The organism is Agaribacter flavus (genome assembly GCF_042646125.1).
Classification (GTDB): Bacteria; Pseudomonadota; Gammaproteobacteria; order Enterobacterales; family Alteromonadaceae; genus Glaciecola; species Glaciecola flavus.
In genome coordinates, this window is record NZ_JBHRSW010000014.1 from 332,223 (window position 1) to 358,428 (window position 26,206).

Genomic DNA, 26,206 nt, shown 5'->3' on the forward strand with positions numbered 1-26,206 from the left:
TAACAGATAACACATTTACGTTAATTCCTATTTACATTGCGCAAAAATAGACTAAATGCTAGCGTCACTTCACAGAAATATTCGCTACTTTGTGTATGACCGACATCGGAGTATGAGGCTAACGCCAATATCTCATACACGTAGTGTTGAACAAACATTTACTGACTCTGGCAGTCCTTTTGAACATGAAAATCAAATCAAGCGTAGTTGTTTTAAACCTCATTATCAATGCCTTATTTATTTCTTTAAGCGAGGCCAATCAAACATCACTATCGACTTACCAAACCAAGCCAAATATTGTCTTGTTTTTTGTCGATGATTTAGGTTGGTCGGATTTAGGATACCGCAATAACACATTCGACACGCCAAATATTGATAAACTCGCGCAACAGGGTATGGATTTTACCTCCGCCTACATACCCACGCCGACATGCAGTCCCAGCAGGAGTGCACTACTGACAGGGAAACACCCCGCGCGTTTAAAAATGACGCGACACATCCCCAACTCCCCAAAGTTTGGGTTTGATATTTATGGTCGAAGCGATGAACCCAGCCATTTATGGCCAACAGATCCAGCAAAATTCCCGAGTGTCAATTGGTTAAAACTCGACTATTTAACCTACGCTGAAGTGTTGCAAAAACATGGTTACTACAACCATTTTATTGGCAAATGGCACCTCGGTGACGAGCGCTATCATCCAGTAAAGCAAGGCTTTCACTCTCAATACGGCACAAGTAATTGGGGGCATCCAAAATCGTACTATTCACCGTTTTTTAAACACTCTGAAGTACTCGCAGACAAAAAAGACCACTATCTTACTGAGGTATTAACCGACAATGCTGTTGAGTTTATTGAGCAGTACAAAGACAAGCAGCCATTCTTATTAAATCTCTGGTATTACACAGTACATGGCCCCTTTGTCGGTAAACAGGCATACCTACAACACTATCTCGACAAAGGCCTAGATCCCCCGTACGCCAATTATGCGGCAATGGTAAAATCCATGGACGACTCTGTTGGTCGAGTCAGGCATGCACTGCAAGCACAAAATATGGATAAAAATACCATCATCATCTTTTTATCTGACCAAGGTGGTGCATTTGTAAATAAGCCCTTTCACGGCGGCAAAAAATACGACACGCTCTATGAAGGCGGTGGAAGGGTGCCGTTTATCGTCTATTGGCCTGAGCACATGAAAAAGGGGGTAAAAAACGATAGTCCAGTACAATCTCTTGATTTGTTTCCGACAATTTTGGATATCGTAGGTGAACCTAAGGCAGCAAACAATACCCTTGATGGAGTAAGCCTGATTGATGTGTTAAAAGAAAACCGTCAACTCGTCAGAAAAACGCCATTGTTCGGCTATCGCGCATATGAAGACCTTTACTTATCAGTAAGAGAAGGCAACTGGAAATTGCTCGCCTATAGAAGTGGTGAAAAACGCCTGTTCAACCTTGCGAATGATATTCAAGAATCCATTAACCTTGCCAGCAAATACCCTGACATTGTCGAAAACTTAGTCAAAAAAGCAAAAGTTTGGGAGAAAGAAATGGGTGTAGAAGCATATTCGGGCTTAGACAAATGAGAGTACTTACCGTAGTCGCAAGCATCATTTTATTTGTCGCGTGCCAACACCCAAATATGCAACCAAGGTCGCAAACAAATGACCTATCTGCATCTTCCCCCGAGTTTACTAGACCGAATATCATTTTATTTTTAGTTGATGATATGGGGCTGATGGATATGTCCGTGCCAATGTTAGTGGATAAAAATGGAGAGGCAAAACCGCATCCACTGAATAGTTTTTACCGTACGCCAAATTTAGAGAAGCTGGCTGACAACGGTGTTCGCTTTACTCAGTTTTACGCGCATTCAGTTTGCTCACCTACGCGCGTGTCCATTTTTACCGGTCAAAATTCAGCTCGACATAAAACAACGCAATGGATCCACCCACTACACAATAACAGTGGGAACTATGGACCCAAAGACTGGAATTGGAATGGTTTAACAAAAGAAAATGCCACACTCCTCACTATGCTTAATGAAGCGGGGTATCAAACCATCCACGTAGGGAAAGGACATTTTGCACCGGCGCAAGCAGAGGGTGCCAATCCTATAAATATAGGCTTTGATGAGAACATCGGCGGGGCAGCCCATGGTGCACCCGGCAGTTATTATGGTGAAGAAGCTTATGGTAAAAAGAAAAACAAAAACATCGTGCCGCATTTAGAGGCTTATCACAATACAGATACCTTCCTGACAGAAGCGCTGACATTAGAGGCAAATAAAGCCATTGCACGCGCTGCTGAAAAAAATACGCCATTTTTTTTGTACATGTCTCATTACGCGGTGCACACACCGTTTTATTCTGATCCGCGCTTCATAAGCAATTACGACAATACACACAAATCAGAGATTGCGAAGACCTACGCTTCAATGGTGGAAGGGATTGATCACTCCATGGGACAATTGCTTGAGCAACTAGAGCAATTAAACATTGCAGAAGATACCCTCGTTATTTTTTTGGGTGACAACGGCAGTACAGCCCCTCTTTCTGAAAATAAAGACTTGCGATTTGAGCCCTATACTCATGCTAGCTCCGCCCCGCTTCGTGGCATGAAAGGCACCAGCTATGAAGGAGGCATGCGAGTGCCGTTCATCGCAAGTTGGGCAAAGCCGGTTCCAGATAATAAAAACCAGCAAAGACTACCTATTGCTCAAGGCAAAACTATCACGCAAATTGGCAGTATTCTCGATATTCTTCCCACCTTGCAAACGATAAGCGCTCCAGATTTTTCTATTCAAACAACTGTGGACGGAGACGTGTTAAGCAAACAGTTCGCCGGTCAATTCAACCACTCACGCCGCCAAACCTTCTTAAACCATTTTCCTCATGTACACCGCAGCAGCTATTTTACGAGCTATGTGAACGGTGATTGGAAGCTTGTTTATTTTTATCCGTTGAAAGAAACATTTAAGGTCTTAGATCCTCTTCGACACCATGGGCATAGTGAATGCAGGTTGTTTAATCTTAAAGACGACCCCTACGAAAAATATGATTTGAGTAAATCACATCACAAAGAACTAAAACAGATGATGCGTGCTATGCAGGCCGAATTAGACAGTATGAATGCTCTGTACCCCCTCAAAGATGATACAGTCTTATTGCCGAGTCTTGCTTGTTTATGAGTTCAGGGCGAGTACTCCCGCGAAGTGCTCCGGCTTAAGGAAGGCTTAGATCTAATAGTTGAGACATAGGCATGGGTTTTGCCCAATAGTAGCCCTGCCCCATGTCAACACCAGAATTAATGAGCAATGTGGCTGTTTGCGCATCCTCTACGCCCTCAGCTACCACTTTGATACCAAAAGCTTTCGCAATTTGTATGATCGCTTCCACGATGTGCAAATTTTGTCGATTGGTGGTGATATCGAATATAAACGACTTGTCTATTTTAAGTGTCTCGGCTTGAAAACGACTGATGTAAGCGAGGTTTGAGTACCCTGAACCAAAGTCATCAATGGATAAGATAACTCCCAAACTCTTAATAACATCAATTTGTTGCTCAACATTGTATTTGTCATCAAATTCAATAGACTCCGTTAACTCAAGCTCTAGTAAACTTGGGGACAAACGGTTTTTATGTAAACTGCTAGAGATAATCCTTGCCAAATCGCCTTGTTTAAACTGTTGCGGTGACACATTAACCGCTACGGGTAGCGCCTTAGAAAGGGTTTTGTTCCAACGTTGACAATCTTCGCACGCTTGCTCAATAACCCATGCACCGATATCGCTGATCAATCCATTCGCTTCGGCAACCCCAATAAAATATTCAGGTGATACAAAATTACCTTCATGCTGCCAGCGGATAAGCGCTTCGTATCCGACAATTTGCTCGCTCTGCAGATCCACTTTAGGTTGATAATACAGCTCAAACGCGACCTTGCTAATGGCTTGTTTTAAGGCTTCACTAATACGAATAGTATCAACAAGCTTTGCTTCCATATCCGCTCGAAAGCTCGCAAAATTTTGACGCGCTTCTTCGGTGTTCATAGCAATCACTGCTTTTTTCCTGATTTCCTTGTAAGTGCCGCCATCAAAGGGATATTGGGATACACCCGCTTGAAATTTTAGTGAAATTTGCCCAGAATGCATTTCAAAGGTCTGAGAAATAATGCGTTTAATCGCAAGTAATTCGGCTTCTAGGATTTCACTTTCAGTCAGTGTGACAACAACCGTAAGCTCTTTTTTCGACGTGTGAAAAGCGCAATACTCGGTATGCGTTTGTATTTCTTTAGATAGTTTAAGAATAAACTCAACCGCGACTGTCTCGCCTTGCGTAGCCACAATGTCGTCGTAATTGTTAATTTTGATGCACAGCAAAGCCGGTGTTTGTCCAATTCTCCCAAAGAATCGACGAAAATGTTCTTCGCACGCCAAATCATTGCCAAGTTTAGTAAACAGATTTTGCTTTTTTTCGTGAGTAAGGCGTTTTAGTTGTCGGCTAAGTCTCTTATTCTTTTTTTGTAGGCGTCGAACAAAGCCATTGTACAGAACTAACAATTTATTAAAAACATAAGCATATGCGAGTAAACATAAGCAAAGGACATGCGTTTTGTTCCAGTTTACTGGGTGCGATGTGTATCCAAGCTGTGCAATAAGATTCAATAAGTACAAATAGCATACAGAGAAAAATAAAATCGACAACAACACGCCTTTTCGACCGTACAAAATGGGTACTGTCACGGCCGCGATAAATGCAAACACTACGGAGTTTTCCACCCCACCATCCCGCCATATTACATATGCGACAAGGCAATTTAAGTACCATGCAAAAACGCCCGCTACAATTGGGCTGTTGTCTGCGCTCAAATACCATCGCAATAAAGCCAAAACACAACTAGAAAGTAATAAGGGTTGAAGTAGAGTAAAATTATTTACAATCGCAGCGAGTAAAACGTATATACCTATCGCCACTAATGTTGCGAACAATATCCAAGACAACGATCGCTCTAACAGGGGATGTTTAAAAAGCGGATGTTTAGCTGAAGAAATCATTCATCGCCTGCAGTTTAGTCAACAATGCGAGACTGAAGTGCATCTTTTTGCCTAGACAACTTAGCTTTATACATGCCTTCATCTGCCAATTTTATCAGTGTATCGGTATTGCGCGAGCTTTGAGGGTAAAAGGACACCCCGATAGATGCCTCAACAGTTAAATTTTCCTTGAGATACGGCAAACGCATTTCTCGTCTGAGCTCGTCCGACAATTCGCTCAATATCGGTGTTAAATATAACTCATTCACATCAGCCAAAAGCAAAATAAACTCATCGCCTCCCCAGCGACAAACAATGTCTCCTTGTCGCAATCTACTTTTGAAGCGCTTCACCACTTCTATCAGTACATCATCCCCCACTTGATGACCATAGGTATCGTTGATTTCTTTAAAGTTATCAATATCAATAAATAACACGGCATAATTTGCATAGCTCAAACTCATTAATTCCAACTTTGATTTTAGGCCGTTTCGGTTAAACGCTTGCGTCAATGGATCTAAGTCAACAATGCTTGATAGGGCTTCTAATTTCTCTTTTTTGTTTGAAATATCATGCAAAGAGATTTCGATGTAATCTTTAAAATCTTCCGTGCTAATTGATGTGGCAATGATTTGGAACCATCGAGGCTTGTTATCGACTGAATCATCACACTGAATTTGTAATAGTTTAAATTCACCAAGTGCGGTATTACTCAGTGCCAATTGTTTTTCAAAGCTATCTTCTATTGCCTCGCCATTTTCAAACAGCTGATTCAAGAACTTCCCCATGTTTTTCTGTTTGCTTCTACTCGCAAAGGAAAGTAGGTCGTCAAAAGATTGATTGGCTAGGATTAAATTTCCGCTCGTGTCGGTAAGTACGATCGGGTTGCTGGCGTAATCAAAAACTAATCGAAGTCGCGCCTCTAAGGCTTCGATCTCCTTGCGATATTCTAATTCATGTTTTAAGGCTTTGTCAGTTTTAACAAGTAAGGCGTTGACGTCCGTTGTTAACCTACCCAACTCACCTTTTCGATGAAAAATGGGTTTTTTAATCCTGGCTCTTGACGGAGGGCTGATTTTACTCAGTTGTTTAGAGATATAGCTTAGGGGTTTGGTTACTAGAATAAAGACATTCAGGACGCAAACAAAGGTAATGATAAGTGCTTGCGTAAACAATAAACTCGCGTTGTAATCCGCATTTTTTCTGGCTCTTTGAGTAATAAACTGAAGGTCTTGCACTATCGTCAACTGCCCTACCACCTGCTCACTAAAAGGCGACGTAATATCAAAGTGATATTGCTGACCGTTTCCACTTTGTCTGCCGTTCGTCACTTCAATTTCTGCTGTACTTAAAGCAGCCGACATAACGACATCATTTACAATTAAGCCGTTCACCACTTCTTTTGCTAGCTCCTGATCGTCAAGGAATGCGGCGATTGACGACGTCGAAGCAACAGTTTCGTGAAGCTTGCTTATCTCAATTTCAGCATGTTTCAAGCTATTGTTGTATACGACCATGTAATATAGTTCAGAGGCGATAAAGCCAACTGCCATGGCCGTGAGTAAAATTGAAACAAGTAATCGACCAAGCAGGCTATCCTTGCTATTCAATTTCATAAACAATTTTTACGCGTTCATCTACATACTTTTTAGGGATATAAGTTATTGCACCATCGAGTGACAAAACATGCGCGATAGCGTCATCAGAAGAAACCGATTTGCGAGGTTTTTGGTAGTCTCTACCGGTAAACTTTAGCCTAGCCCAATAGGAATTGACCTGAGACATCGATTTATTGATGATTTCTCGGTAAAAGCTAGCTTCATATGCTTCGTTATCTACAGGAGAAAGGGTGGGCATGTCACGACCACTGCGATAGCGTCCCATATAGATGCCAATAAGCTCATAGCGACTAATAGAATTAATTTGACTGTCTGCACTGGCCACAATCACCAGCTTTTCGTCTTCGTTTGCTAGAGCAGTAAAACTGAATAATAAGATAAATATACTGAGTAAGTTCTTCATTAGTAGGCAAAGCTCATGTTAAAGAAAAACAAATTTACAGCTTTAGTCTTGGGTAAAGACGCCGTAGTTTGTGTTGCCCACAATGGCTCTCCTGGCGCTTCGACTTCCGTTGTATCGATTTGAAACTTGAATGCAATATGTTCTGAGTAGTTCCACCTCAATCCGAGTGAGAGTGTTTTTTGGTTAGAAGAAAAAGAATTTATTTGGTCGTTTAATTCGGATTCCAATATGTCCACCAGACCCGCCACTTGCGGCGGCAAAGCTTGCGGTGGTATCAACAAATCTTGAAGAATATTTGCGACATATCTTTTTGAATCGGTGTACGCGAGGCCTGCAAAGTATTCCATATTGCCATTGGGATAAATGACAGAGAAGTAGCCGCTGTTAACGGGGTTAATTCTATCTACCCCTATCGTGGATATCCTTGCCAATTCGCCAATAAAGGTTAAGTGCTCCCCTTCATACTTTCCCCCAGCAGATAAATATGTACCATCAATTTTATCGGTATCGAGATCCGCCATGAGCGGCCTTGCACCCTGCCAAACGTTTTCTATTAAGCTAACCGCAGAGCTAAGTTCATTAAAAAATGGAGATAAGCCAACTAGGTTTATGTTTGAGTACCTAACACTTGCCAGCCAATTAAAATCTGCAATTTCGAGACTGAGACTCAAAAAGTCGTCCATGTCTATGCTGCGCCGCCGGCGAATCGGATAGGTCGTCTCTCCATAGCTTAACTTTGCTCTCAATTCACCAAAGTTAAGCGGATGACGGTAAATCAAATCGACACCATCTACGTTGCGAGGAGGCAACAAGCCATAGGTCTCTTGCGGGAGTTTTGCCCATGAAAAAGCAAAATCAACATCCCTCACTTCGGTTAACAAAAATAAATCGAAGGATGTACGTCCAGCTCTTAGAGTAAAATTGTCGTTAAACTTATACCTCAAAAAAGCTAAATTCAGCACATCATCAAAATTATCTTTTTCATCATTGCGATATAGACCTTGCACAAAAAAGTCTAATTTATCGTTAACATGATATTCTAACTGGGCACCAATCTTAGAATGAGGTTCGATGTCAAAGTCGCCTTTGAACAACGATTTATTTACGTCTACTTCGCTCTTATATCCATAAAGATCAGAGTCTGAAGTCATCACACTCAAATTACCAAAAATACCGAATTTGAGTTTGTTGTTTTCAGCTTTGACTGTCGATGCAAAAACGAGTGTAAAAAAAACTAAAAGAAAATGACTCTTCATTTTTTAGGTTACTCAATCGCCAAAAATTAATTCCACTGTTTTTATAACGACCAGCAGAGCCTAAACTAAAGTTGAAAAACCATTTTGTGTTTTATTAACCCTTGACTCGGAGCAAGTAACTCCGTCTAGCAGCGCCCTAGACCCCGATTTCATGTTATTTAGATATCAAACCGCAGTGAGTTGTTTTCCTTGAGTATATCGAATGTGCGCACAACGCTAGTCTCGTAATCACTTGACATGACTGTGCTAACAGCAAGGTATTCCACCTTCGCCTTACTGTGATTAAGGGATAGTTTTACATATCCTCGATGTTGGCAGCTTGTCCATAGTACTTCATCATTGTGTTCGCTTAACAATTGGTCGAACATCTTTGCGCCATTCGCGCCCATACGCTCAAAATCTCCCGGTGAAGTCACGCCTGCTGTACCAATTTCGATGCCCATTTTTTGCTTGTCATCTGAATACAATTGGTTCGCCCAAAAGCTATGACTATCCCCAGTCAACACGATTAAATCTTGTACACCTTTATCTTTAAACGCTTTGTAAAATGCCTCTCGCGCAGCAGCGTAACCATCCCAAGTATCAAGATAAATAGGTAAATCCAATTCACCTAGCTTAGTTAAGTGCGCCAATTCCTCTGAAATAGGATCAGATTTGTGTACTTTGTCACTGTTGAATTTATTCGTAATATTCGGCACATGTGTTCTCGCCATAGGAATTTGGTTGCCCACTACGCGCCAAGCTATATTATCCTGTTTAGACTGCGCTATGTTATTCACCACAAAGTCCTGCATTGTCGCGGATATCATGTTTCTTGATGGGTCGCCCAATACATTTTGCATAAAATTGTCCCGATCATGCCGAGTAGAAAGGTTGGGTAATATATCTGCATAGTCAATCTGTTTTGTTCGTCCCGTATGTCGAGTCTCTAAGGTGCTTAAGCTAAGCAAATCACCGATTTGATAGTAACGCCACAATTCGGTTCTTTGCGCAATGTTTTTGGGCTCTCTAATTGGCATCCACTCGTAATAAGCTTGTACTGAAGCATCTCTGCGTTTTAACCAATCCCCTTCGCTTTTGTCATGATTTTGTGCACCATTCATATAAGGATTATTTGCAGACTCGTGATCGTCCCAAGTGGGAATGAGCGGGTGTGCAGCATGCATCAGCCGAGAGGCATAATCAGCCTTATATTGCGCGTGCCGTTGCCGGTAATCTTGCAGAGTAATCGTTTCATGCTCTGGGAAGTGCTCTCTGGAAAGGCTTTTTCCTACTTCTGCTCCCCACCCCTCTCTGCCATATTCGTATATGTAGTCGCCGAGGTGCAATACAAAGTCGATGCTTTTGTCCAAGCCGATTTGTTCGTATGCATTAAAGAAACCAAAGGGATAGTTTGAACAGGAAACAACAGCAAGGTTAACTTGTTCTACCTTACCTTTAGGTAAAGTTTTGGTGCGGCCTATTTCTGAATATACTTTACTGTTTTCAAATCGATAGTAATAAGTTTGGCCACTTTCTAAGCCACTTACATCTATTTTTATTGTGTAATCTTTATCACTGGAAGTGCGTGTTTTTCCAAACCTAACAATATTGTTAAAATCACTGTCTAGGGCAATTTGCCAGTGTACTTGGGCATCGAAATTGGCACTTATACGAGTCCAAATTATCACACTAGATTGAGTTGGGTCGCCGCTCGCAACACCGTGCAAAAACGTACTATTGGTTTTTAGTTGGGGCGTATTGGCAAGCGATACATGCGTAAACCATTTTAAGCTTAATCCAGAAGCCGCACTCATCTTTATAAAATTTCTGCGGGATATATTTTTCATAGTAAAGCTGACTCAAGTTTGATAAACCCTCACTATGGTAAATCAGCGACGATGACGCTTTTATGAATCTATATTTATTAATGCCTTAAACACGCTTCACATATTGCCTTAGTTGAATGTTCAATATGCCTAGCTACCGCAACGGAATCATTTTGACCTTTACCCGTTAACCAGTCGATGCAGACCACCAATTGCGATGCTGCAATTTGGTGAGCCACGATACTTGATGGCATGCAACATGCACTTTTAGCGTTTATGTCCTTATGCTTGCTCAATAAGCCTCAAATTGCTCGAAGAGAGTGCAAATGCCCCATTACCCTTCCCCAGATTTGGTCTTTCGCCCTTACCAATTATCTTTTTATATTTGGATCGGGGCGGTTATTTTATGTGTATTTAGCGGTGATACTGACGCTCAAAACATCAAACCTGATGAACAACAAAACCGGCTTAGTCATTTGATCTATGATCGCTGTGAAAGCTGCCACAATGACTATATCTTTGATGGAAACTGGTCAGTGGAAGATATTGACCTCAGTGATGTAGCCTTAGGAAAAAACCAAAAGCGTTGGGAATCTATTCTTAAAGCCGTCTCCATGGGTGACATGCCCCCTGCAGACAAACGGCCTCTAAGCAATGAAGAGAAAAACTTATTAATATCGTGGTTAGAAAATGGTCTAGATACATACAGCGCAAACCATCCCAACCCAGGGCGCGCCACTATTAGGCGACTCAATCGAAATGAATACGCTAATTCTGTACAAGATCTATTATCTCTGCAAGTAGATATGTCGAAGTCACTACCAGGCGATGACTCAGGATATGGTTTTGACAACAATGCAGACGTGCTTGGCTTATCTACAACCTTACTCGAACGTTATCTATCAGTCGCAGGTAAAATAAGTAAGCTTGCAACAGGTACAGCAGGTGACACTCCCAGTAAGACCAGTTTTTTAGTTCCCAAAGATGGTCCAGTGAAAAATAGTGGTGTGCCCGCGTTTGACCAGCGTATGAGTGACGACCTTCCCTTAGATTCAAGAGGAGGAGGCAGCTTCGATTTTTATGCGCCTATCAGTGGCGGCTACGAAATTGCTGGGTTTATCAATGCCAATACCGCTAACGAAGTGGATCGTATGGAGATTCATCGATACAAGCACAATGTGAACCTGTCTGCTGGTAAACACACGATTGGTATGACATTTCGTAAGCGTTTAGCCTTGCGCGAACACGTTCCTACAGTAAGAGAGGGAACCAGTTATGTCGTGATTCCAGATAGAGAGCCAGAACTTTTAGATTTGGACTTTATACTTGATGGTGCACGCGTGCATAGCACGAAAGTTCCCTCGTATCATATGTCTGCTCGATTTTCGCAAGCGGCCTTTTTGCGCGACGTGTTAGAGATTGAAGTCACAGGTCCGATTGACATACAAAATACCCAATATGCTAGCAAAGCGGAGGATAAATTCGACACGCCAAGTATGCGTAAGATTTTTGTATGTCAGCCCAAAGATGCTCAAGAAAACGCGCTAGACGATAAGCATACAAAAGAGACAGAATGCGCAAGAACAATTCTGTCAAATTTGGCGAGTGAAGCTTATCGTCGGCCAGTCAACGATCGGGATGTGCAGCCCTTATTGAAGGTGTTTATGCGTGCAAAGCAAAATCTCGACTTTCGCGCCAGTATTGCCATGAGTATTCAAGCCTTACTGGTTTCACCCAAATTTTTATATATTCAAGAACCAGTGCCTAGCTCACTCCAGTCTGGAGAGATATATAAAATTGACGACTATGCCTTCGCCACGAGGCTCGCCTTGTTTTTGTGGAGTAGCCTTCCTGATCAAGAGCTTCGATCACTTGCGCAAAGCGGGACATTGAGGCAACCAAGCATTCTCCAACAACAAATAAAACGTATGCTTAGTTCGGAAAAAGCCCAAGCATTGACTGATAACTTTGCTGGCCAGTGGTTGTATTTACGCAATCTCCCTTACCATTTTCCAGATGTATTTGCTTTCCCTCAATTTAATGTGCCGATGCGTCAAGCAATAGAGAAAGAAACAAGCTTGTTTTTTACACGTATACTGAAAGACAATCAGTCTATATTTGACTTTCTCAACGCCAATTACAGTTATCTCAATGAAACCCTAGCAACTCACTACGGCATCGACGGTGTAAGGGGCTCTGCGTTCAGAAAAGTGCATTTCGACCCGAATACGCAACGAGGTGGCCTACTTGGTCACGCGAGTATATTAACCCTGACGTCTAATCCCAATCACACCTCACCAGTCAAACGTGGAAAATGGATACTAGATAATCTTTTAGCCGCCAGTCCGCCTCCTCCACCTCCCGATATTCCGGCTCTGGTAGCCAAACACAATGGCATGGATTTAACAGCCAGAGAGCAACTCGCCAGACATCGAGAAGATCCCGTCTGCGCGTCTTGCCATGTGCGCATGGATCCACTAGGACTCGCGCTAGAGCAATATGATGCAGTTGGCAGTTTTCGCACAACAGCAGCGGGACAGCTCATTGATGTGAGTGCGCAAATGCCAAATGGCACCAAGTTTAATGGCCTTAAAGGCTTACATACCATTTTGTGGGATAGAAAAGAACGTTTTGCGCAAGCGTTTATCGATCGAATGTTGACCTACGCGCTTGGTCGAGGCTTAGAAGCATACGATCAACCGACAATCAGAGCGATTGCTCGCGAAGCAAGCAAGGATAACTATCGTATACACAAAATTATCGAAGCAATCGTAAGTAGCGTACCTTTCAATTATAAAACAGTGCCGGAGATGACGAATGAAAAACAACAGATCGTTAAAACACACTAAGCCACAGCTGTCTCGACGCACGTTTTTAAGAGGAATGGGAGCGGCGATCGCACTGCCTATGCTAGAGTCCTTAGGTGCGCCTGTTATGGCAAAAACACAATCTAAGCAAATCAAACGCATGACCGTTTTTTATTCGCCAAATGGTATAAGGATGCCTGCCTACACGCCAAAAACAGTAGGAAAAGATTACGCCATGACGCCTATCTTAAAACCCTTAGAAAAAGTGCGCGACAAATTTTCGGTGATATCGGGTCTGGCTCATTATCAAGCCAGTGCATTTGATGCACCGCCAGCAGGGCACGGTCGAAGCTGCCCCGCTTTTTTGACGGGCGCGCATGCCAAGGCGACGGAAGGCTCAGATATTTATTGCGGTATATCGGCCGATCAAGTCGCCGCGCAATTTTTTGCAAAAGATACCCAATTAGCTTCACTCGAATTGGGTATCGAGCCACCAAGTTTATTAGGCAGTTGTGATATAAACTACAGTTGTACCTATACAAATACCATTTCTTGGCGCAGTCCAACACAGGCATTGCCAGCAATGGTATCGCCTGGCGATGTATTTGAACACCTTTTTGGAGACGGCAACAAAATTGATGAGCACACTCGGCAAATGAGGCTTGCACAAAAATCCAGTATTTTGGATTTCATTTATGATGAAGCAAAGCAGATCAATAAAAATTTAGGCGTCAATGATAGATACAAGCTGGAACAATATCTAACGTCCATTCGCGATGTTGAGCGGCGGATTGCCAAAGCAAAACAAACCAGCATCGAAATGAATTTAGACGACTTTACTGTGCCTGCAAATATTCCAAGCGACTATGAAGAACACGTAAAAATCATGTTAGACTTACAAATGCTTGCTTTACAAACAGACATGACTCGAGTGAGCACATTTATGCTTGGTAGAGAACTCAGTAATCACGCGTATACAAACCTCGGCATTCCCGACGGCCATCACGCCCTAAGTCATCATGCCGACATACCAGAAAAAATAGATAAGCTCATAAACATCAATGCCTATCATATGCAACTGTTTGCAGACTATTTAGAAAAAATGGCGAGCATTCCAGACGGCGAGTCCAACTTATTGGACAACACCTATATCGTTCGCGGCGCATGTATCGGTGATTCTAATGAGCATGATCATATGGATCTTCCTATTATTCTGGCTGGCGGCGGCTTAGAAGGAAACAGACATATTGCCACCGAAAAAAATACACCAATGTGTAACCTTTTGCTTGCTGTTCTGCAAAATATGGGCGTACCGAGTACCCAGTTTGGAGACAGTACAGCACCATTAACAGAATGCTTAGCGTAGAGGTTTTTAACATGATGTTGTCATTCTTCTCTCCCCACACACGTAAATTAGCTATTGGCTTTAACGCAAAAACTAATAATAGCTTAGTCGGCCTGCTTATTCTGACCGCCATATTCGTTCTTGGCGCTTGTAAAAGTGAAACGACGACGAGCACTTTTCACCCAGTTTTGACAGAAAGTAAGCACCAAGCATTACTGTTAAAAAGTAACCGCGCTATCTTGAATTTAGATTATGTAACGCTTGAAGCGCTCTTAACCCAAATTGATGTAAATCGCTTGCTACCTGATAATTCAAGCTTACTTGCTTGGGCGGTAGAGACACAAGAGCCCAGGTTAGTTGAGTTATTACTCAAGAAAGGCGCCCGAGTTGCGCTGCCAAATAGCAATCGTTTTACACCACTTGTACAAGCTTGTAGATATGGAAATTCAGCTATTATCAACGCTTTGTTAGATCACCAAGCAGATCCCAATAGTACGATAGAAGATGGTACAAGCGCATTTCACTTGTGCGCAGGATCCGCTTTGACGCGTGACTTGAAGAGAATGATTGCGATGGGGGCAGATATACACAAGCCAAATGAGTATGGTCAAACCGCGATAATGTGGGCGGCAAATTATGCAAATGCAAACAATTTGCGCTACTTGGCAAGTCAAGGCGCTGATATCAATCAGCAAACATCGCAAGGCTATAGCCCCTTATTTTTTGCCATAAAAAGCCATGACTTAAATACTGTGCAAACCGCTATTTCACTTGGTGCTGATCTTCTTGCCAAGGCTAAGGATGGTACGAGTGCTGCACAACTGAGTGTATATACGCACAACTACGAATTTTTAACATGGTTTGTTAAGCAATTAGATGTACTAATGAAGCCGGAATCAGCCCAAAATGTGCTGGCTGCCTTTGATCGCAATGGACATCAGCTTCTACATGCGGCAACACTAGCCAACCAATCAAAGTTAGTCTCTGCGCTCCTTGCAAAAGGCGCAGATCCGACTGTCACGGGCGCGCCATCAAGATTAACATGGCGATACGAAGCCAACTTTAAAACCGAAGATTACATCCCTCCCCAGCTCTCTCCGATCGAAATTGCGGAGCAACAGGATTTTCAGGATATTTTGTCGATGCTTAAGGGAAAGCTTGATACGCAAGAGATATAGAATTGCACTTAAACTAAAATTTGTGCGTAAGGGTTAGCCTTACAGAAAAAGAGTGTAGAAAAAATAAGATGGTGCGTCTACCCTGACTCGAACAGGGGACCTCTACCATGTCAAGGTAGCGCTCTAACCAACTGAGCTATAGACGCATTTATCGAAGCGGCGTGCATAATAGCAATTTCGATTATTTTGGCAAGTGCTTTTTCAGCTTTTATCGCTTAAGTCTTATCGCTTGAACAAAATTTGCCACATTATCGTTTTCTATTTGTTCAAAAAAGTCTTCTGCCAACCGTTCTGACTCCGCAATGACTCTTTGCCAATAAGGAATTCGTTGTTCGCTGTCCATTTCGGTAAAATCGCGTCGATCGGGGATTTTTCCATAGGGTAAAGAAGCAACAAATTCGTCTGTTGGCGCTAACATCACCACATTGTCATAGCTTTGTGCTTTGCATGTTCTAGACCTAATGCCTTTGTCAAACCAACCTGGAATGGGGGTAGTTGCAAAATGCGGATACAGCACTAAACCTCGAGTATTGATACGTATATCAAAATGATAGTCGATAATTCCCCCATCTCTATATACGCCTCTTGGTGCATGGTTTATATCCGACACCCCTTCCATGACGAGCGGAATTGAACCCGAAGCCATCACGGCCTCATGCAGGTTGTTTTCAGTGAGTTTGATGTATTCACTCTGAATTTTATCTTGATCAGTAAAATCCAGCCTGTCTATACCACTATAAAAGATGCTGCGCGAAAAGCTTTTTGACAACATACTGCGGGCTCTAAAATTTCGGAGACTCGCTAGCCCCAATCCTGCGAGTTGTTTGAACTTGCTCTCACTCGCTACCAAGCCGTGACAGCGCGAGGAAATAATATGTAGAGCACGCTTTTCATTATTTAATATCTCGTTTCGCCCCTTACTATCCACTACAGAATTTAGTAGCTCGATACCTTTTCTAGATACTTCTTGAGGTTTTGGTTGCTTCGAATATATTGTTGTACTGTAGCCATATGCAAGCCGTTCTATTGCTGCTTTACTGTCTTTCTGAGCAAAACAACTTGCACGAAATGCCCCTGCTGACGTACCGATGATATCGATCCTTTGTCCTGTATCAGAAAAGAAGTCTTCAAACATCACCTTATCAAGACCACACAAAACAAACCACTTAGGGCCGCCCGACGCACCCAAAAATGCAGAAAACATTTTTGCATTAAAACCTTCGCGTTTGATAAGTGCTAATGCAGTTTTACCGGCATAAATTTGTAGTACTTGTTTAGCTTTCATTTGGCTGATTAGTCAAAATTTTGTCACTTTGATGATATAATAACCGAGATATTTTTACTAATATTATCAGTAATTTACTAATTAACACATATGTAGCTAACAAACTTATCCACAGATAAAGGGGATAAGTGATGCGATAAAGTGGATAAAAACAAGTTGCAAATAATCAACATAATTCACCTCGCCAAACGCCGGTTCTGTTGAGTTCTTTTACAATATTTTTTATCGCACTAATGAGTGTACAAACATACTGTGAAGGTGGGTGGTTTTTATTAGTAATAGCCAAAACGCGCCTACGCATTTCAGGATCGACTATCTTGATACATTTTACCAAGGATTTATCTTCTAAATGATAGGTTGCGGCTGAGGGAAGTATTATTAGTCCCTTGCCCATCATAACTTGGCGTAAACCGGTCATTATGTGACCCGTGTAATTGTTGTCGTGCTTGAGCATGACCCCAGTATCCATTTCGTATTTTTCAATAAACTTGCCAAGCGCGTCTTTGTTACTTGGGATCAGTATCTTATGTTCACTTAATGCCCAAAATGGGATCTTCTCTAGTTTTGTCAATTCTTTGTAGTTGTCCGTCGCCGTATCAAGCCCCACAACTAGATACATAAACTCTTCTAATAAAGGTGAGGCAACCATGAACTCAGACGAAAAAGCCTGCTCATATGTAAGCGCGAGATCAATTTTATTTGCCTCAAGCCAACCCGATAATGAATACGATGGCCCAGTACTGATATCCAGTGAAATATCGGGAAACTTTTCGGCGATTGTCTCTATAAGGGGGAGCGAAATAGCATTACAAATTGACGGCATCATGCCGATTTTAATCTCTACTTTTTGCTTATCCACTAGCTCACTTAACTTTGTTTTTGCTCTGCTCAACTCAGACAATATGTTTTGAGCATGTTCGGCAAAGATTTCACCTGCGATAGTGGGTCTCACACCTTTAAAATCCCGGATTAAAAGCGGTAAGCCCATACTTCGTTCCAAGTTGGATATTTGCTGACTTATTGCAGGTTGCGCGACCTCCATTTCGCGCGCGGCAGCAGCAATGCTTTTTTTTCTAATTGTCGTTAAAAAATACTCTAACTGCTTGGTATTCATATTTTTCACTCGAATTTCAGGTGCGACTGCCCAAAGCTTAAAGTAGCCACTTCGGGCTGATTCAGCAGATCATAGAATTGTAGTAACAATATTGAGCAATTCTTATTCCATCTATCCGAGTGCTAGACAATTTAATTTGTAAAAATTCAGTTAATCCCATTTAATGCAAAAAAATATTTTCCCGCTAAATCGTATTTTTTATTTCATTTTATCAATCACTTAAATAGAGCAATAAATATTACTTATACCCCTCAATATTATTCTTACTTCCTAAAATCTACGCGATTTAATTAATCTGGTGATGGGATTACACATAATACAGCAGATGTCTAAACGACACGCTTGCTAACCAAAACAGGGCATAAATCCTGTAATAATAATGAAAATGGGGCAATACATGAAAAAACGCACGTTAAACAAGGTTGTTGTAGCATTACTAGCCAGTTACTCACTCGTGGGAATAGCTCCAGTAAATGCGCAAGAGGAAGAAGCTGCACCGGATGCTGAAAGCTTTGAAAAAATCGCCGTTGTCGGTGCTAGAGGGGCGCCAAGATCGGTGAGCAACTCACCAGTTCCAATTGATGTACTAAGCGTTGAAGATATTGAAGGCGTCGCATTCTCCGACCTCAATGACGTGTTAAGAACACTCGTTCCTTCATACGACCTGTCTCGCCAACCAATCTCCGACGGTGCAACTTTTATTCGTCCTGCTACACTTAGGGGCATGCCAACGGATAAAACATTAGTTTTGGTTAACGGTAAACGACGCCACCGTTCTGCTCTAGTTCAGATAGGCGGTTCGGGTACACAAGGGCCCGATTTAGCGACCATCCCTTCTGCTGCGTTAGGCTCAGTTGAAGTACTCCGTGACGGTGCGGCCGCACAATATGGATCTGACGCCATTGCTGGGGTAATCAACTTCCAACTTAAAGAAAATTCTGAAGGTGGTACCTTTAGCGCTGAATATGGTCAGTACTTTGAAGGCGATGGCGACTCTATCACCATTGGTGCAAACAAAGGTTTGGCATTGGGTCAAGACGGCTTTTTGAGTGTATCGCTAGAGTACAATGACACGGAAGCGACAAGTCGTGGTGAGCAATATTGTGAACCTTGGTTCTGTGTTGATCCAAACCACCCACGTTTTGACCCCGATGCTAGTTATGCCGAACTGGTAACACCTGAGTTTATTGCCGCAGCACAAGAAATGGGGCGTCGCGTTCACGGTGCTGATGTTGTGCAGCCTTGGGGACAACCCAATGCTGAAGCATTTCGCATGTTTGTCAACGCTGGATACGAAATTTCAGACTCCATGTCGTGGTATGCATTTACCAACTATACCAGCAGTGAAGGTGACGGTTCGTTTTTCTACAGGTTCCCTTTTAACAGTGTACTCCAAGATATCCGCTTAGAAGACGGCAGTATTTGGAATCCATTGCAAATCTATCCAGGTGGTTTTACCCCTCGTTTTACCGGTGAGATCGAAGATTACTCTTTCTCCACTGGTGTTAAAGGCATGACCGCTGGCGAACTAAGTTACGATTTAAACGCCCGCTACGGCTATAACGAAATTGCTTATACCCTAGAAAATACGATTAACCCTTCGCTTGGTGATGCTTCAGGCACAGAGTTTCACCCCGGTACTCTGTCTAATGAAGAGTTACAGATCCAAGCGGATTTTTTATATGACCTCAATGACTATACCCTTGCATTCGGTCTAAGTTATTTGGACGAAACTTATGATATCGCTGAAGGAGAGCTAGAGTCATATATTGATGGCCCCTATGCTAAAGCGGATCCTTGGAACTTTTGTACCGATGTTGACAACATTGCTGATTCAACTCCCACAACAGCTGGCATGGCAGCAATTGCAAATGGCTCGACATTGAATTGTGCGGATGACAATGACGCCGTTTATACTGTAGTAGCGGTTGGTTCAAATGGTTTCCCAGGTTATTCACCTGAGTTCTCAGAGAGTTACACGCGCGATTCATACGCCGCCTATGTTGACATCAGTGGCGATATTACTGACGAACTATTTATGCAAGCGGCTATCCGTTTTGAAGACTACTCTGACTTTGGCTCTGAGGTGGTATACAAGGTGGCAGGCTTCTATCAAGCAACAGAAGACACAGGCATTAGGGCTTCAGTCGGTACAGGTTTTAGAGCGCCTACACCTGGTCAACAAGGTACAACCAATGTTTCTACACGTTTACCCAATGGTACTCCAGTAGCAGTTGGCTTGTTCCCTGCCAGCAGTGACGTCGCACAAGCTCTAGGTGCAAGTCCGCTTGACCCTGAGACTTCTACCAACTTTACTTTTGGTATCACAAGCGCATTAGGCGATGTAAACATAACTTTAGACTACTATCTCATTTACTTAGAAGATAGAGTCAATGCTGTGTCAACACTTGATGTGTCTACTGACCCCACTCAAGGAGCAGCGTTCGATAACTTCCTTGCACTGCAATCAGCAGGCGTAGTCGGTGCAGAATCAATTGGTGGTGTAAATTACTTCCAAAATGCATTTGATACTAAAACCTCTGGTATTGACTTAATCGTCACATATAGCATGGAAAGTGACTTAGGTGACACTATGTTTACCGGATCGTTAAACTACAACAAGACAGAGTTTGATTCTGATCCTAGCGAGTTTTTAAATGCCGAAAATCAGTTTGATTTTGAGAACGGCACACCTACCTTACGCGGTGTATTCTCGGCTAAACACACCTATGGTGACTTCCAAGGCTTGGTTCGTGTCAGTTATTACGGCGACTATGAAAACGTAGAAAGCAGTGCCGCTGATAGCGCCATTCAAGAATTCGACCCAGAGTTCTTTGTTGACTTAGAAGGCACGTATTTCTTTACTGACACGCTATCACTGGCGTTCGGCGTAAGAAACGTATTTGATAACTATCCAGATCCATCTGAAATACGTGGCGACTCTTGCTGTGGCCGGATATATCGCTCTGATTCCGTGGTCGATTGGCAAGGTGGATATTACTACACTAAATTAGTCGCGAAGTTTTAACGGCTAACAAAAATGGATGTAAATTTACTTTGGTTTGTTATCGCCCTGTGTGTTGCTGGTGCAGCCGCAGGGATCACTTCAGGCTTATTTGGGAACGGCGGCGGTTTTGTCGTCGTTCCTGCATTAACTGCAGTCTTCCCTTTATTTGTCGTAGAGTCGGGTGAGTTGGTGAAAGTCGCCATTGGTACCTCACTCGCTTCTATTGTCATCTCGAGCCTTCGTTCAGTTTTAGCGCACAAAAAGAGAGGGGCTGTAGATTTTGCTGTTTTAAAGTCCTGGTCAGCGTGGATTATTCTTGGTGTACTCGGCGGTATTGTGTTAGCAAATCACAGTGACAGTTCTTTGCTAATGGCGATATTTGCGGGTGGTGTGCTTTTGTATTCCGTTTACTTTTTGTTCCCGACTCTGATAGTGAGAGAGGGGGTGAGCATGTCAATGCCAACCGGCGCAACAAAAGCCTCTTTTGCCTTCATATTGGGTGGCTTTTCAGCCTTGCTAGGGATTGGTGGCGGCACACCTATGGTGATCACTATGGTTATGTGCAAGCGCACAATACAACAAGCCGTGGCGACCGCTGCAGGTGTAGGCTTTTTGATAGGGCTCCCAGGCGCAATTGGTTTTTTACTCATGGAGCAAACGCCTCATGCGCAATTACCCGTTGGCACGGTTGGCTATATAAATCTGCCTGCCTTATTGTTTATTAGTATCGGTTCGATTTTAACCGCGCCTATTGGATGTAAATTAGCACACCACTTTGACGAGAAAACCCTCAAACGATTATTTGGTGTGTACCTTGTGGTGGTATCTATCGCCATGTTTTATAAGTATTTCAACGGCTAAAAGCCATTAAAGAATAAAAAAGGAAATAACTATGACCTACAATCGATCTAGAAGATTATTTTTGGGCCGCACCTTGGCTGCCTCAGCCGTAGGTGCAACAGGTATTTTAACTAGCTCGGGATTGGCCATGGCCAATCAGGCAGCCGTTGAAAAGTTGTACTACGGACCTAAACCGGGTATTGCTAAGCTCAACGCCAATGAAAACCCTTTTGGGCCTAGCCCAGACGCCATAAAAGCCATGGCAGAAGCGGTGTCTTCTGGCGGAGCCTACTATGCCTACCCTGCGGCAGTAAAGTTGCTCGATATGTTGGGCGAGTATTATGGCCTAGAAAGAGAGAACATAGCCTTAAGTGCCGGTTCAAGCCCAATCTTGTCGTTTGCCGCCATGGCAGCAACGACAAAAGGCACGATCCTTGGCCCTGATTTGTTTTGGGATACAACCTCAAAATTGCCGATAAAGTCGGGCGGACCAGAGATAAAACGCGTTCCCAATACCGCAGATTTGGGCATCGATTTGGATGCACTATACGATGCCATTGACGACAAAGTCGGGATGGTACAAATCTGTAACCCCAACAACCCAACTGGACGCATTGTTGATCCTGTTAAACTCAAAGAGTTTTGTATCAAAGCTTCAAAGAAAACCCTAGTACTGGTTGATGAAGCATACAATGAACTCGTTGACGACCCAGTGAAAAACTCTATGGTGCCCTTAATCAAAGAAGGACATAATGTCATTGTCGCTCGCACTTTCTCTAAGATATACGGTCTAGCTGGCTTGCGTGTTGGCTATATGCTCGGTTCTGCTGAAAATATTGAGTGGATAAACCGTTACGGCTTGGGCGGATACACCATCAATCAGGCTGGCTTAGCTGCCGCAATTGCAAGCTTTAATGACAAAGCCTTTATGAATTTCTCTAGAGACAAAATTGCAGAAGCAAAAGGAATCATTTATGACGCAGTAAAAGCAAACGGCTTAACAGCACTGCCGTCGAGTACAAATTTCGTGTTTGTGAACTTAGGAAAAACCGGCGACGCCAATGCCTTCCGCAAAGCCATGGAAAAAGAAAACATTTTAATTCGTGGTCAATATCGCACATACAAACCTTGGTCTCGCGTCAGTGCCGGCAAAATAGAAGATGTGAAACGTTACGCTGCTGCCATGCCAAAAGCCTTAGAAGCCATGGAAAAAATGGCGTAGTTACTTTCCCCATCTATTAAAAAATATACATACCCTGCACAGTTTTGCAGGGTATTTTTTTATGAAAAGTCAAAAACACGTCACTTTGCTTGTATTCTAAACAACAAACTTTTACTATATTTTTCATTAACTTACTTATTAAACCAAGTATACTACACAAACTTATCCACAGTTTTCGTGGATAAGTTGACGTTTTAGGTGAACAAATGAAAAAACAAACACTTTTGGTACTGGACGATACCTACTCCATTCATCGTTTGCCGGCTAATGCGCCAATACCCGAAACGGTGTTAAGTGCAGAAATATTTTTTATCGGTAAAACCAAGAGCGAACTATCTATAGTTTGTCTCCAATCTATCGCTGTCAAGGCACAAGAGTCTGATAAAGATTGGCGTATATTAGAAGTTTTAGGTCCATTAAATCTTTCAATGTTGGGTATAATGGCCGGTATAAGTGAAGTATTAGCCAATGCTGAAATTAGTATTTTTGTTGAAAGCACCTTTGAAACAGACTACATACTAGTAAAAGAGAAAAACTTGGATAAAGCTATTCAAGCCCTCTCCGATAATGGCTACACCCTTCAACGAAAATGAACAATGCGTCGTTTTAGATGCATAGCAATGATACACATAGAGGATAGAAAATGGCGGTTGTTTACGGCATTCCGAATTGCGATACGATTAAAAAAGCTAGACGCTGGTTAGCGGATAACGAAGTAGACTATGAATTCCATGACTATAAAAAACAAGGTGTTAGTGAAGATATCATTAAACGTGCTATAGACACATTTGGCGTCGATGTTGTAATAAACAAACGCGGGACGACATATCGCCAATTGCCACAAGAAACAAAAGAGAATCTAAATGCAGATAATGCACTTGCTTTAGTCATAGAAAATGCATCGATGATTAAACGCCCTATTCTAGACACAGGGAACGAACTATTTATTGGCTTCACTGCAGACAAATACGCAGAGGTATTTAAACGTGCGTGATGTAATAGAACTAACAAAAGATCTCATTAGCAAAGCATCGGTGACGCCTGAAGATGCTGGTTGTCAGCTACTCATGCAGGACATATTAGCGCCATTAGGGTTCAACAATGAAACCATGGTGTTTGAAGACACAACGAATTTATGGGCGCGTAAGGGAGATACAAAGCCTGTTTTCTGTTTTGCTGGGCATACCGATGTCGTGCCCACAGGCCCCGTTGAGAAGTGGCAGTTTGACCCATTCATTCCAACTGAAAAAGATGGTTTTCTATTTGGCCGCGGCACTGCAGACATGAAATCGTCCCTCGCGGCGATGTTGTGTGCCACCGAGCGTTTTGTTAAGGACTACCCTGATCACAAAGGGTCTATTGCCTTCCTCGTCACCAGTGACGAAGAGGGGCCATTTATCAATGGTACGACACGCGTAATCGATACCTTAGAAGCACGAAATGAAAAAATTGATTACTGCATTGTTGGTGAACCCTCAAGTACAAAAACCACAGGCGATATAATAAAAAATGGCCGCAGAGGCTCAATTACAGGGGAGCTAACCGTCAAGGGTGTACAAGGACATGTCGCCTACCCTCACCTCGTTAAGAATCCAATCCATCTTTTTGCACCTGCACTAGCCGAATTATCGGGTACAGTTTGGGATGAGGGCAATGCGTTTTTTCCGCCAACCAGTTTTCAGGTCTCCAACATTAATGCAGGAACTGGTGCAACCAACGTGGTCCCGGGTGAAATTCACGTAAACTTTAATTTTCGTTTTTCCACCGAATTAACCGCAGAAGAGATAAAATCACGTGTGACCGCTATTTTGGACAAGCACGGCCTCGATTATTCGATCAATTGGATCTTGAGTGGGAACCCGTTTATTACCGAAGCGGGCAGTCTAGTCGACGCATGCAAAGCCAGTATTAGTCAAATCATGGGATTCGAAACCGAGTTGTCTACTGCAGGTGGCACCTCTGACGGGCGCTTTATCGCTCCTACTGGCGCACAAGTAATTGAGCTAGGCCCCGAAAATGGCACTATCCACAAAGTGGATGAATGCGTCAATATTGCTAACGTCAAAGCACTTGAAAAAATATATTATCAAGTGCTCGTAAATTTATTGGCTTAGTTAGCCGTGTAAGCACATGATTATCTTACAAGAGCAATGCTTTGGTTTAAACGACGATCACTTAGTTAATGTCAACGACAGCCATCAATTGATGGCTGAAGTCGCAGATCAATATAAGCGAATGCAAGACGCCGCTGCCAATGAGGGGCACGATTTACAAATCTGCTCCAGCTATAGAAGTTTTGATAAGCAATTGTCGATATGGAATCGCAAATGGGAGGGCATGTTACCCCTCAACACGCTAGATGGAAACCAGCTCGAAGCAAGCAAATTATCCAGTGAAGAAAAAATACATGCAATCATGCTATGGTCAGCCTTACCAGGCGCATCTCGTCACCATTGGGGGACAGACTTTGACGTATATGACAAGTCCAAGGTCGCCAGATATACACAAGATGGAAATCGTCGATTTGAGCTAATACCTGAAGAGTATGAAGGCCAAGGCCCCTGCGCCGCACTCGCTAGTTGGTTGTGCGACAATGCTCCCAAATACAACTTTAGTTTTCCTTACGCAACATACACTGGTGGAGTAGCCAAAGAGCCTTGGCACCTATCTTATAGCCCTATCGCGAACAAAATCATTGATATGCTCAAGCTTGAATCCCTTGCAGCGTTACTGCAAGGTGCGGAAATCAACGGAAAAAGCACTATCCTTCCTCGCCTACCTACGCTTTTTAAACGCTATACATTAAACGAAGGCACAAATAAATGACGATAAGCGGAATAATAATTGTAATTGTATTAGCACTTGGGATTATTGTTGGAAATATTCTACTTTTACGTGATAGCAAGGGCTTTCCTGTGCCCAAAGGCTTTAAAAAGCGACCCGACTCAGAATATGACAAAGATGATGATAAAGATTGACGTCTGAGATTAGAATTCGACGGGATTGGACGTTGTACCTATTTTATGCTCAATAATCATCAGGTGTTTGATGAAGACCGATTTCTAAAAAGGTAAGTCGCGCACTGGCATGAGCTGAGCGTCTAACTTAAATAAGCGTCGAGCACCACCTTATCGCACAACCCTCTGCGACCAGCAGCATCGATATGTATGCCATATGACCATAGCCACTTGCGTTTGATTAGACATGCCACTGTCGCTGACATCCCGCACCCATTTTAAGAATAAATTTGTTGATAGTGGTAGCCCAAGCAGTTGACGATAGTATG

The 26,206-nt window shown here is 42.7% G+C and carries 21 protein-coding genes and 1 tRNA gene; 13 read left to right on the forward strand and 9 right to left on the reverse strand.

What is annotated here, in order from left to right; all coding sequences use genetic code 11:
- Positions 1 to 185: 185 nt before the first annotated feature.
- Positions 186 to 1,586: a sulfatase gene (locus ACFOHL_RS09325; RefSeq protein WP_376919951.1), complete on the forward strand. Its 1,401-nt coding sequence runs from the start codon at positions 186 to 188 to the stop codon at positions 1,584 to 1,586.
- Positions 1,583 to 3,190, forward strand: a complete 1,608-nt coding sequence (locus ACFOHL_RS09330; protein ID WP_376919952.1) for a sulfatase-like hydrolase/transferase — start codon at positions 1,583 to 1,585, stop codon at positions 3,188 to 3,190. Before ACFOHL_RS09325 ends, ACFOHL_RS09330 begins: the two co-directional genes overlap by 4 nt.
- A 34-nt stretch (positions 3,191 to 3,224) precedes the next feature.
- Here ACFOHL_RS09330 and ACFOHL_RS09335 read toward each other — a convergent pair whose 3' ends face one another.
- From ACFOHL_RS09335 to ACFOHL_RS09360, 6 genes are all read right to left on the reverse strand, one after another.
- Entirely contained in the window at positions 3,225 to 5,057 is a 1,833-nt protein-coding gene (locus ACFOHL_RS09335) for a bifunctional diguanylate cyclase/phosphodiesterase (protein WP_376919953.1), read from the reverse strand.
- Between the two features lie 14 nt (positions 5,058 to 5,071).
- Positions 5,072 to 6,652 (reverse strand): sensor domain-containing diguanylate cyclase, encoded by a 1,581-nt coding sequence (locus tag ACFOHL_RS09340; protein ID WP_376919954.1) that lies wholly within the window; start codon positions 6,650 to 6,652, stop codon positions 5,072 to 5,074.
- Positions 6,639 to 7,058 (reverse strand): hypothetical protein, encoded by a 420-nt coding sequence (locus tag ACFOHL_RS09345; RefSeq protein WP_376919955.1) that lies wholly within the window; start codon positions 7,056 to 7,058, stop codon positions 6,639 to 6,641. Before ACFOHL_RS09345 ends, ACFOHL_RS09340 begins: the two co-directional genes overlap by 14 nt.
- Positions 7,058 to 8,314: a hypothetical protein gene (locus tag ACFOHL_RS09350; protein ID WP_376919956.1), complete on the reverse strand. Its 1,257-nt coding sequence runs from the start codon at positions 8,312 to 8,314 to the stop codon at positions 7,058 to 7,060. Before ACFOHL_RS09350 ends, ACFOHL_RS09345 begins: the two co-directional genes overlap by 1 nt.
- A gap of 158 nt (positions 8,315 to 8,472) precedes the next feature.
- The gene (locus tag ACFOHL_RS09355) at positions 8,473 to 10,143 is read right to left on the reverse strand and encodes an alkaline phosphatase D family protein (RefSeq protein WP_376919957.1); all 1,671 of its coding nucleotides are present in this window, start codon (positions 10,141 to 10,143) and stop codon (positions 8,473 to 8,475) included.
- Between the two features lie 77 nt (positions 10,144 to 10,220).
- Positions 10,221 to 10,376: a hypothetical protein gene (locus ACFOHL_RS09360; protein WP_376919958.1), complete on the reverse strand. Its 156-nt coding sequence runs from the start codon at positions 10,374 to 10,376 to the stop codon at positions 10,221 to 10,223.
- A gap of 72 nt (positions 10,377 to 10,448) precedes the next feature.
- Here ACFOHL_RS09360 and ACFOHL_RS09365 point away from each other — a divergent pair, with 72 nt between their 5' ends.
- Genes ACFOHL_RS09365 through ACFOHL_RS09375 form a run of 3 tightly spaced genes read left to right on the forward strand, consistent with a single transcriptional unit; the run spans position 10,449 to position 15,452 of the window.
- Positions 10,449 to 12,971, forward strand: coding sequence for a DUF1592 domain-containing protein (locus ACFOHL_RS09365; RefSeq protein WP_376919959.1), 2,523 nt, complete (start codon positions 10,449 to 10,451; stop codon positions 12,969 to 12,971).
- Positions 12,940 to 14,295 (forward strand): DUF1552 domain-containing protein, encoded by a 1,356-nt coding sequence (locus tag ACFOHL_RS09370; protein WP_376919960.1) that lies wholly within the window; start codon positions 12,940 to 12,942, stop codon positions 14,293 to 14,295. Before ACFOHL_RS09365 ends, ACFOHL_RS09370 begins: the two co-directional genes overlap by 32 nt.
- Before the next feature lie 11 nt (positions 14,296 to 14,306).
- Positions 14,307 to 15,452 (forward strand): ankyrin repeat domain-containing protein, encoded by a 1,146-nt coding sequence (locus ACFOHL_RS09375; protein WP_376919961.1) that lies wholly within the window; start codon positions 14,307 to 14,309, stop codon positions 15,450 to 15,452.
- A 69-nt stretch (positions 15,453 to 15,521) separates the two neighbouring features.
- Here the strand turns inward: ACFOHL_RS09375 and ACFOHL_RS09380 are convergent.
- From ACFOHL_RS09380 to ACFOHL_RS09390, 3 genes are all read right to left on the reverse strand, one after another.
- Positions 15,522 to 15,598, reverse strand: a tRNA-Val gene (locus ACFOHL_RS09380).
- Positions 15,599 to 15,660: 62 nt separating this feature from the next.
- Positions 15,661 to 16,737, reverse strand: a complete 1,077-nt coding sequence (locus ACFOHL_RS09385; RefSeq protein WP_376919962.1) for a patatin-like phospholipase family protein — start codon at positions 16,735 to 16,737, stop codon at positions 15,661 to 15,663.
- Positions 16,738 to 16,903: 166 nt separating this feature from the next.
- The gene (locus ACFOHL_RS09390; protein ID WP_376919963.1) at positions 16,904 to 17,851 is read right to left on the reverse strand and encodes a LysR family transcriptional regulator; all 948 of its coding nucleotides are present in this window, start codon (positions 17,849 to 17,851) and stop codon (positions 16,904 to 16,906) included.
- Between the two features lie 397 nt (positions 17,852 to 18,248).
- On the opposite strand from ACFOHL_RS09390, the gene ACFOHL_RS09395 reads away from it, so the two are divergent.
- The 8 genes from ACFOHL_RS09395 to ACFOHL_RS09430 all read left to right on the forward strand — a co-directional run bounded on the left by ACFOHL_RS09395 (position 18,249) and on the right by ACFOHL_RS09430 (position 25,898).
- Positions 18,249 to 20,879 carry a TonB-dependent receptor plug domain-containing protein gene (locus ACFOHL_RS09395; protein ID WP_376919964.1) on the forward strand — a complete coding sequence of 877 codons (2,631 nt, stop codon included), beginning with the start codon at positions 18,249 to 18,251 and terminating at the stop codon, positions 20,877 to 20,879.
- 12 nt (positions 20,880 to 20,891) lie between these two features.
- A complete protein-coding gene (locus tag ACFOHL_RS09400; RefSeq protein WP_376919965.1) occupies positions 20,892 to 21,719 on the forward strand; it encodes a sulfite exporter TauE/SafE family protein in 828 nt (275 codons plus the stop codon).
- Between the two features lie 31 nt (positions 21,720 to 21,750).
- The gene (locus ACFOHL_RS09405; protein WP_376919966.1) at positions 21,751 to 22,920 is read left to right on the forward strand and encodes a pyridoxal phosphate-dependent aminotransferase; all 1,170 of its coding nucleotides are present in this window, start codon (positions 21,751 to 21,753) and stop codon (positions 22,918 to 22,920) included.
- 206 nt (positions 22,921 to 23,126) lie between these two features.
- A complete protein-coding gene (locus ACFOHL_RS09410) occupies positions 23,127 to 23,513 on the forward strand; it encodes an ACT domain-containing protein (protein WP_376919967.1) in 387 nt (128 codons plus the stop codon).
- 50 nt (positions 23,514 to 23,563) lie between these two features.
- The gene (locus ACFOHL_RS09415; RefSeq protein ID WP_376919968.1) at positions 23,564 to 23,914 is read left to right on the forward strand and encodes an ArsC family reductase; all 351 of its coding nucleotides are present in this window, start codon (positions 23,564 to 23,566) and stop codon (positions 23,912 to 23,914) included.
- Positions 23,907 to 25,034: a succinyl-diaminopimelate desuccinylase gene (gene dapE / locus ACFOHL_RS09420; protein ID WP_376919969.1), complete on the forward strand. Its 1,128-nt coding sequence runs from the start codon at positions 23,907 to 23,909 to the stop codon at positions 25,032 to 25,034. The genes ACFOHL_RS09415 and dapE overlap by 8 nt, the downstream gene beginning before the upstream one ends.
- Before the next feature lie 16 nt (positions 25,035 to 25,050).
- Positions 25,051 to 25,746 carry a M15 family metallopeptidase gene (locus ACFOHL_RS09425; protein ID WP_376919970.1) on the forward strand — a complete coding sequence of 232 codons (696 nt, stop codon included), beginning with the start codon at positions 25,051 to 25,053 and terminating at the stop codon, positions 25,744 to 25,746.
- Positions 25,743 to 25,898, forward strand: a complete 156-nt coding sequence (locus ACFOHL_RS09430; protein ID WP_376919971.1) for a DUF2897 family protein — start codon at positions 25,743 to 25,745, stop codon at positions 25,896 to 25,898. Before ACFOHL_RS09425 ends, ACFOHL_RS09430 begins: the two co-directional genes overlap by 4 nt.
- Positions 25,899 to 26,206: the final 308 nt, after the last annotated feature.

Coding starts and splice junctions, on each gene's coding strand:
- ACFOHL_RS09325 (WP_376919951.1), top strand. CDS start 186: ATGAAAATCAAATCAAGCGTAGTTGTTTTAAACCTCATTATCAATGCC.
- ACFOHL_RS09330 (WP_376919952.1), top strand. CDS start 1,583: ATGAGAGTACTTACCGTAGTCGCAAGCATCATTTTATTTGTCGCGTGC.
- ACFOHL_RS09335 (WP_376919953.1), bottom strand. CDS start 5,057: ATGATTTCTTCAGCTAAACATCCGCTTTTTAAACATCCCCTGTTAGAG.
- ACFOHL_RS09340 (WP_376919954.1), bottom strand. CDS start 6,652: ATGAAATTGAATAGCAAGGATAGCCTGCTTGGTCGATTACTTGTTTCA.
- ACFOHL_RS09345 (WP_376919955.1), bottom strand. CDS start 7,058: ATGAAGAACTTACTCAGTATATTTATCTTATTATTCAGTTTTACTGCT.
- ACFOHL_RS09350 (WP_376919956.1), bottom strand. CDS start 8,314: ATGAAGAGTCATTTTCTTTTAGTTTTTTTTACACTCGTTTTTGCATCG.
- ACFOHL_RS09355 (WP_376919957.1), bottom strand. CDS start 10,143: ATGAAAAATATATCCCGCAGAAATTTTATAAAGATGAGTGCGGCTTCT.
- ACFOHL_RS09360 (WP_376919958.1), bottom strand. CDS start 10,376: ATGCCATCAAGTATCGTGGCTCACCAAATTGCAGCATCGCAATTGGTG.
- ACFOHL_RS09365 (WP_376919959.1), top strand. CDS start 10,449: ATGCCCCATTACCCTTCCCCAGATTTGGTCTTTCGCCCTTACCAATTA.
- ACFOHL_RS09370 (WP_376919960.1), top strand. CDS start 12,940: ATGAAAAACAACAGATCGTTAAAACACACTAAGCCACAGCTGTCTCGA.
- ACFOHL_RS09375 (WP_376919961.1), top strand. CDS start 14,307: ATGATGTTGTCATTCTTCTCTCCCCACACACGTAAATTAGCTATTGGC.
- ACFOHL_RS09385 (WP_376919962.1), bottom strand. CDS start 16,737: ATGAAAGCTAAACAAGTACTACAAATTTATGCCGGTAAAACTGCATTA.
- ACFOHL_RS09390 (WP_376919963.1), bottom strand. CDS start 17,851: ATGAATACCAAGCAGTTAGAGTATTTTTTAACGACAATTAGAAAAAAA.
- ACFOHL_RS09395 (WP_376919964.1), top strand. CDS start 18,249: ATGAAAAAACGCACGTTAAACAAGGTTGTTGTAGCATTACTAGCCAGT.
- ACFOHL_RS09400 (WP_376919965.1), top strand. CDS start 20,892: ATGGATGTAAATTTACTTTGGTTTGTTATCGCCCTGTGTGTTGCTGGT.
- ACFOHL_RS09405 (WP_376919966.1), top strand. CDS start 21,751: ATGACCTACAATCGATCTAGAAGATTATTTTTGGGCCGCACCTTGGCT.
- ACFOHL_RS09410 (WP_376919967.1), top strand. CDS start 23,127: ATGAAAAAACAAACACTTTTGGTACTGGACGATACCTACTCCATTCAT.
- ACFOHL_RS09415 (WP_376919968.1), top strand. CDS start 23,564: ATGGCGGTTGTTTACGGCATTCCGAATTGCGATACGATTAAAAAAGCT.
- ACFOHL_RS09425 (WP_376919970.1), top strand. CDS start 25,051: ATGATTATCTTACAAGAGCAATGCTTTGGTTTAAACGACGATCACTTA.
- ACFOHL_RS09430 (WP_376919971.1), top strand. CDS start 25,743: ATGACGATAAGCGGAATAATAATTGTAATTGTATTAGCACTTGGGATT.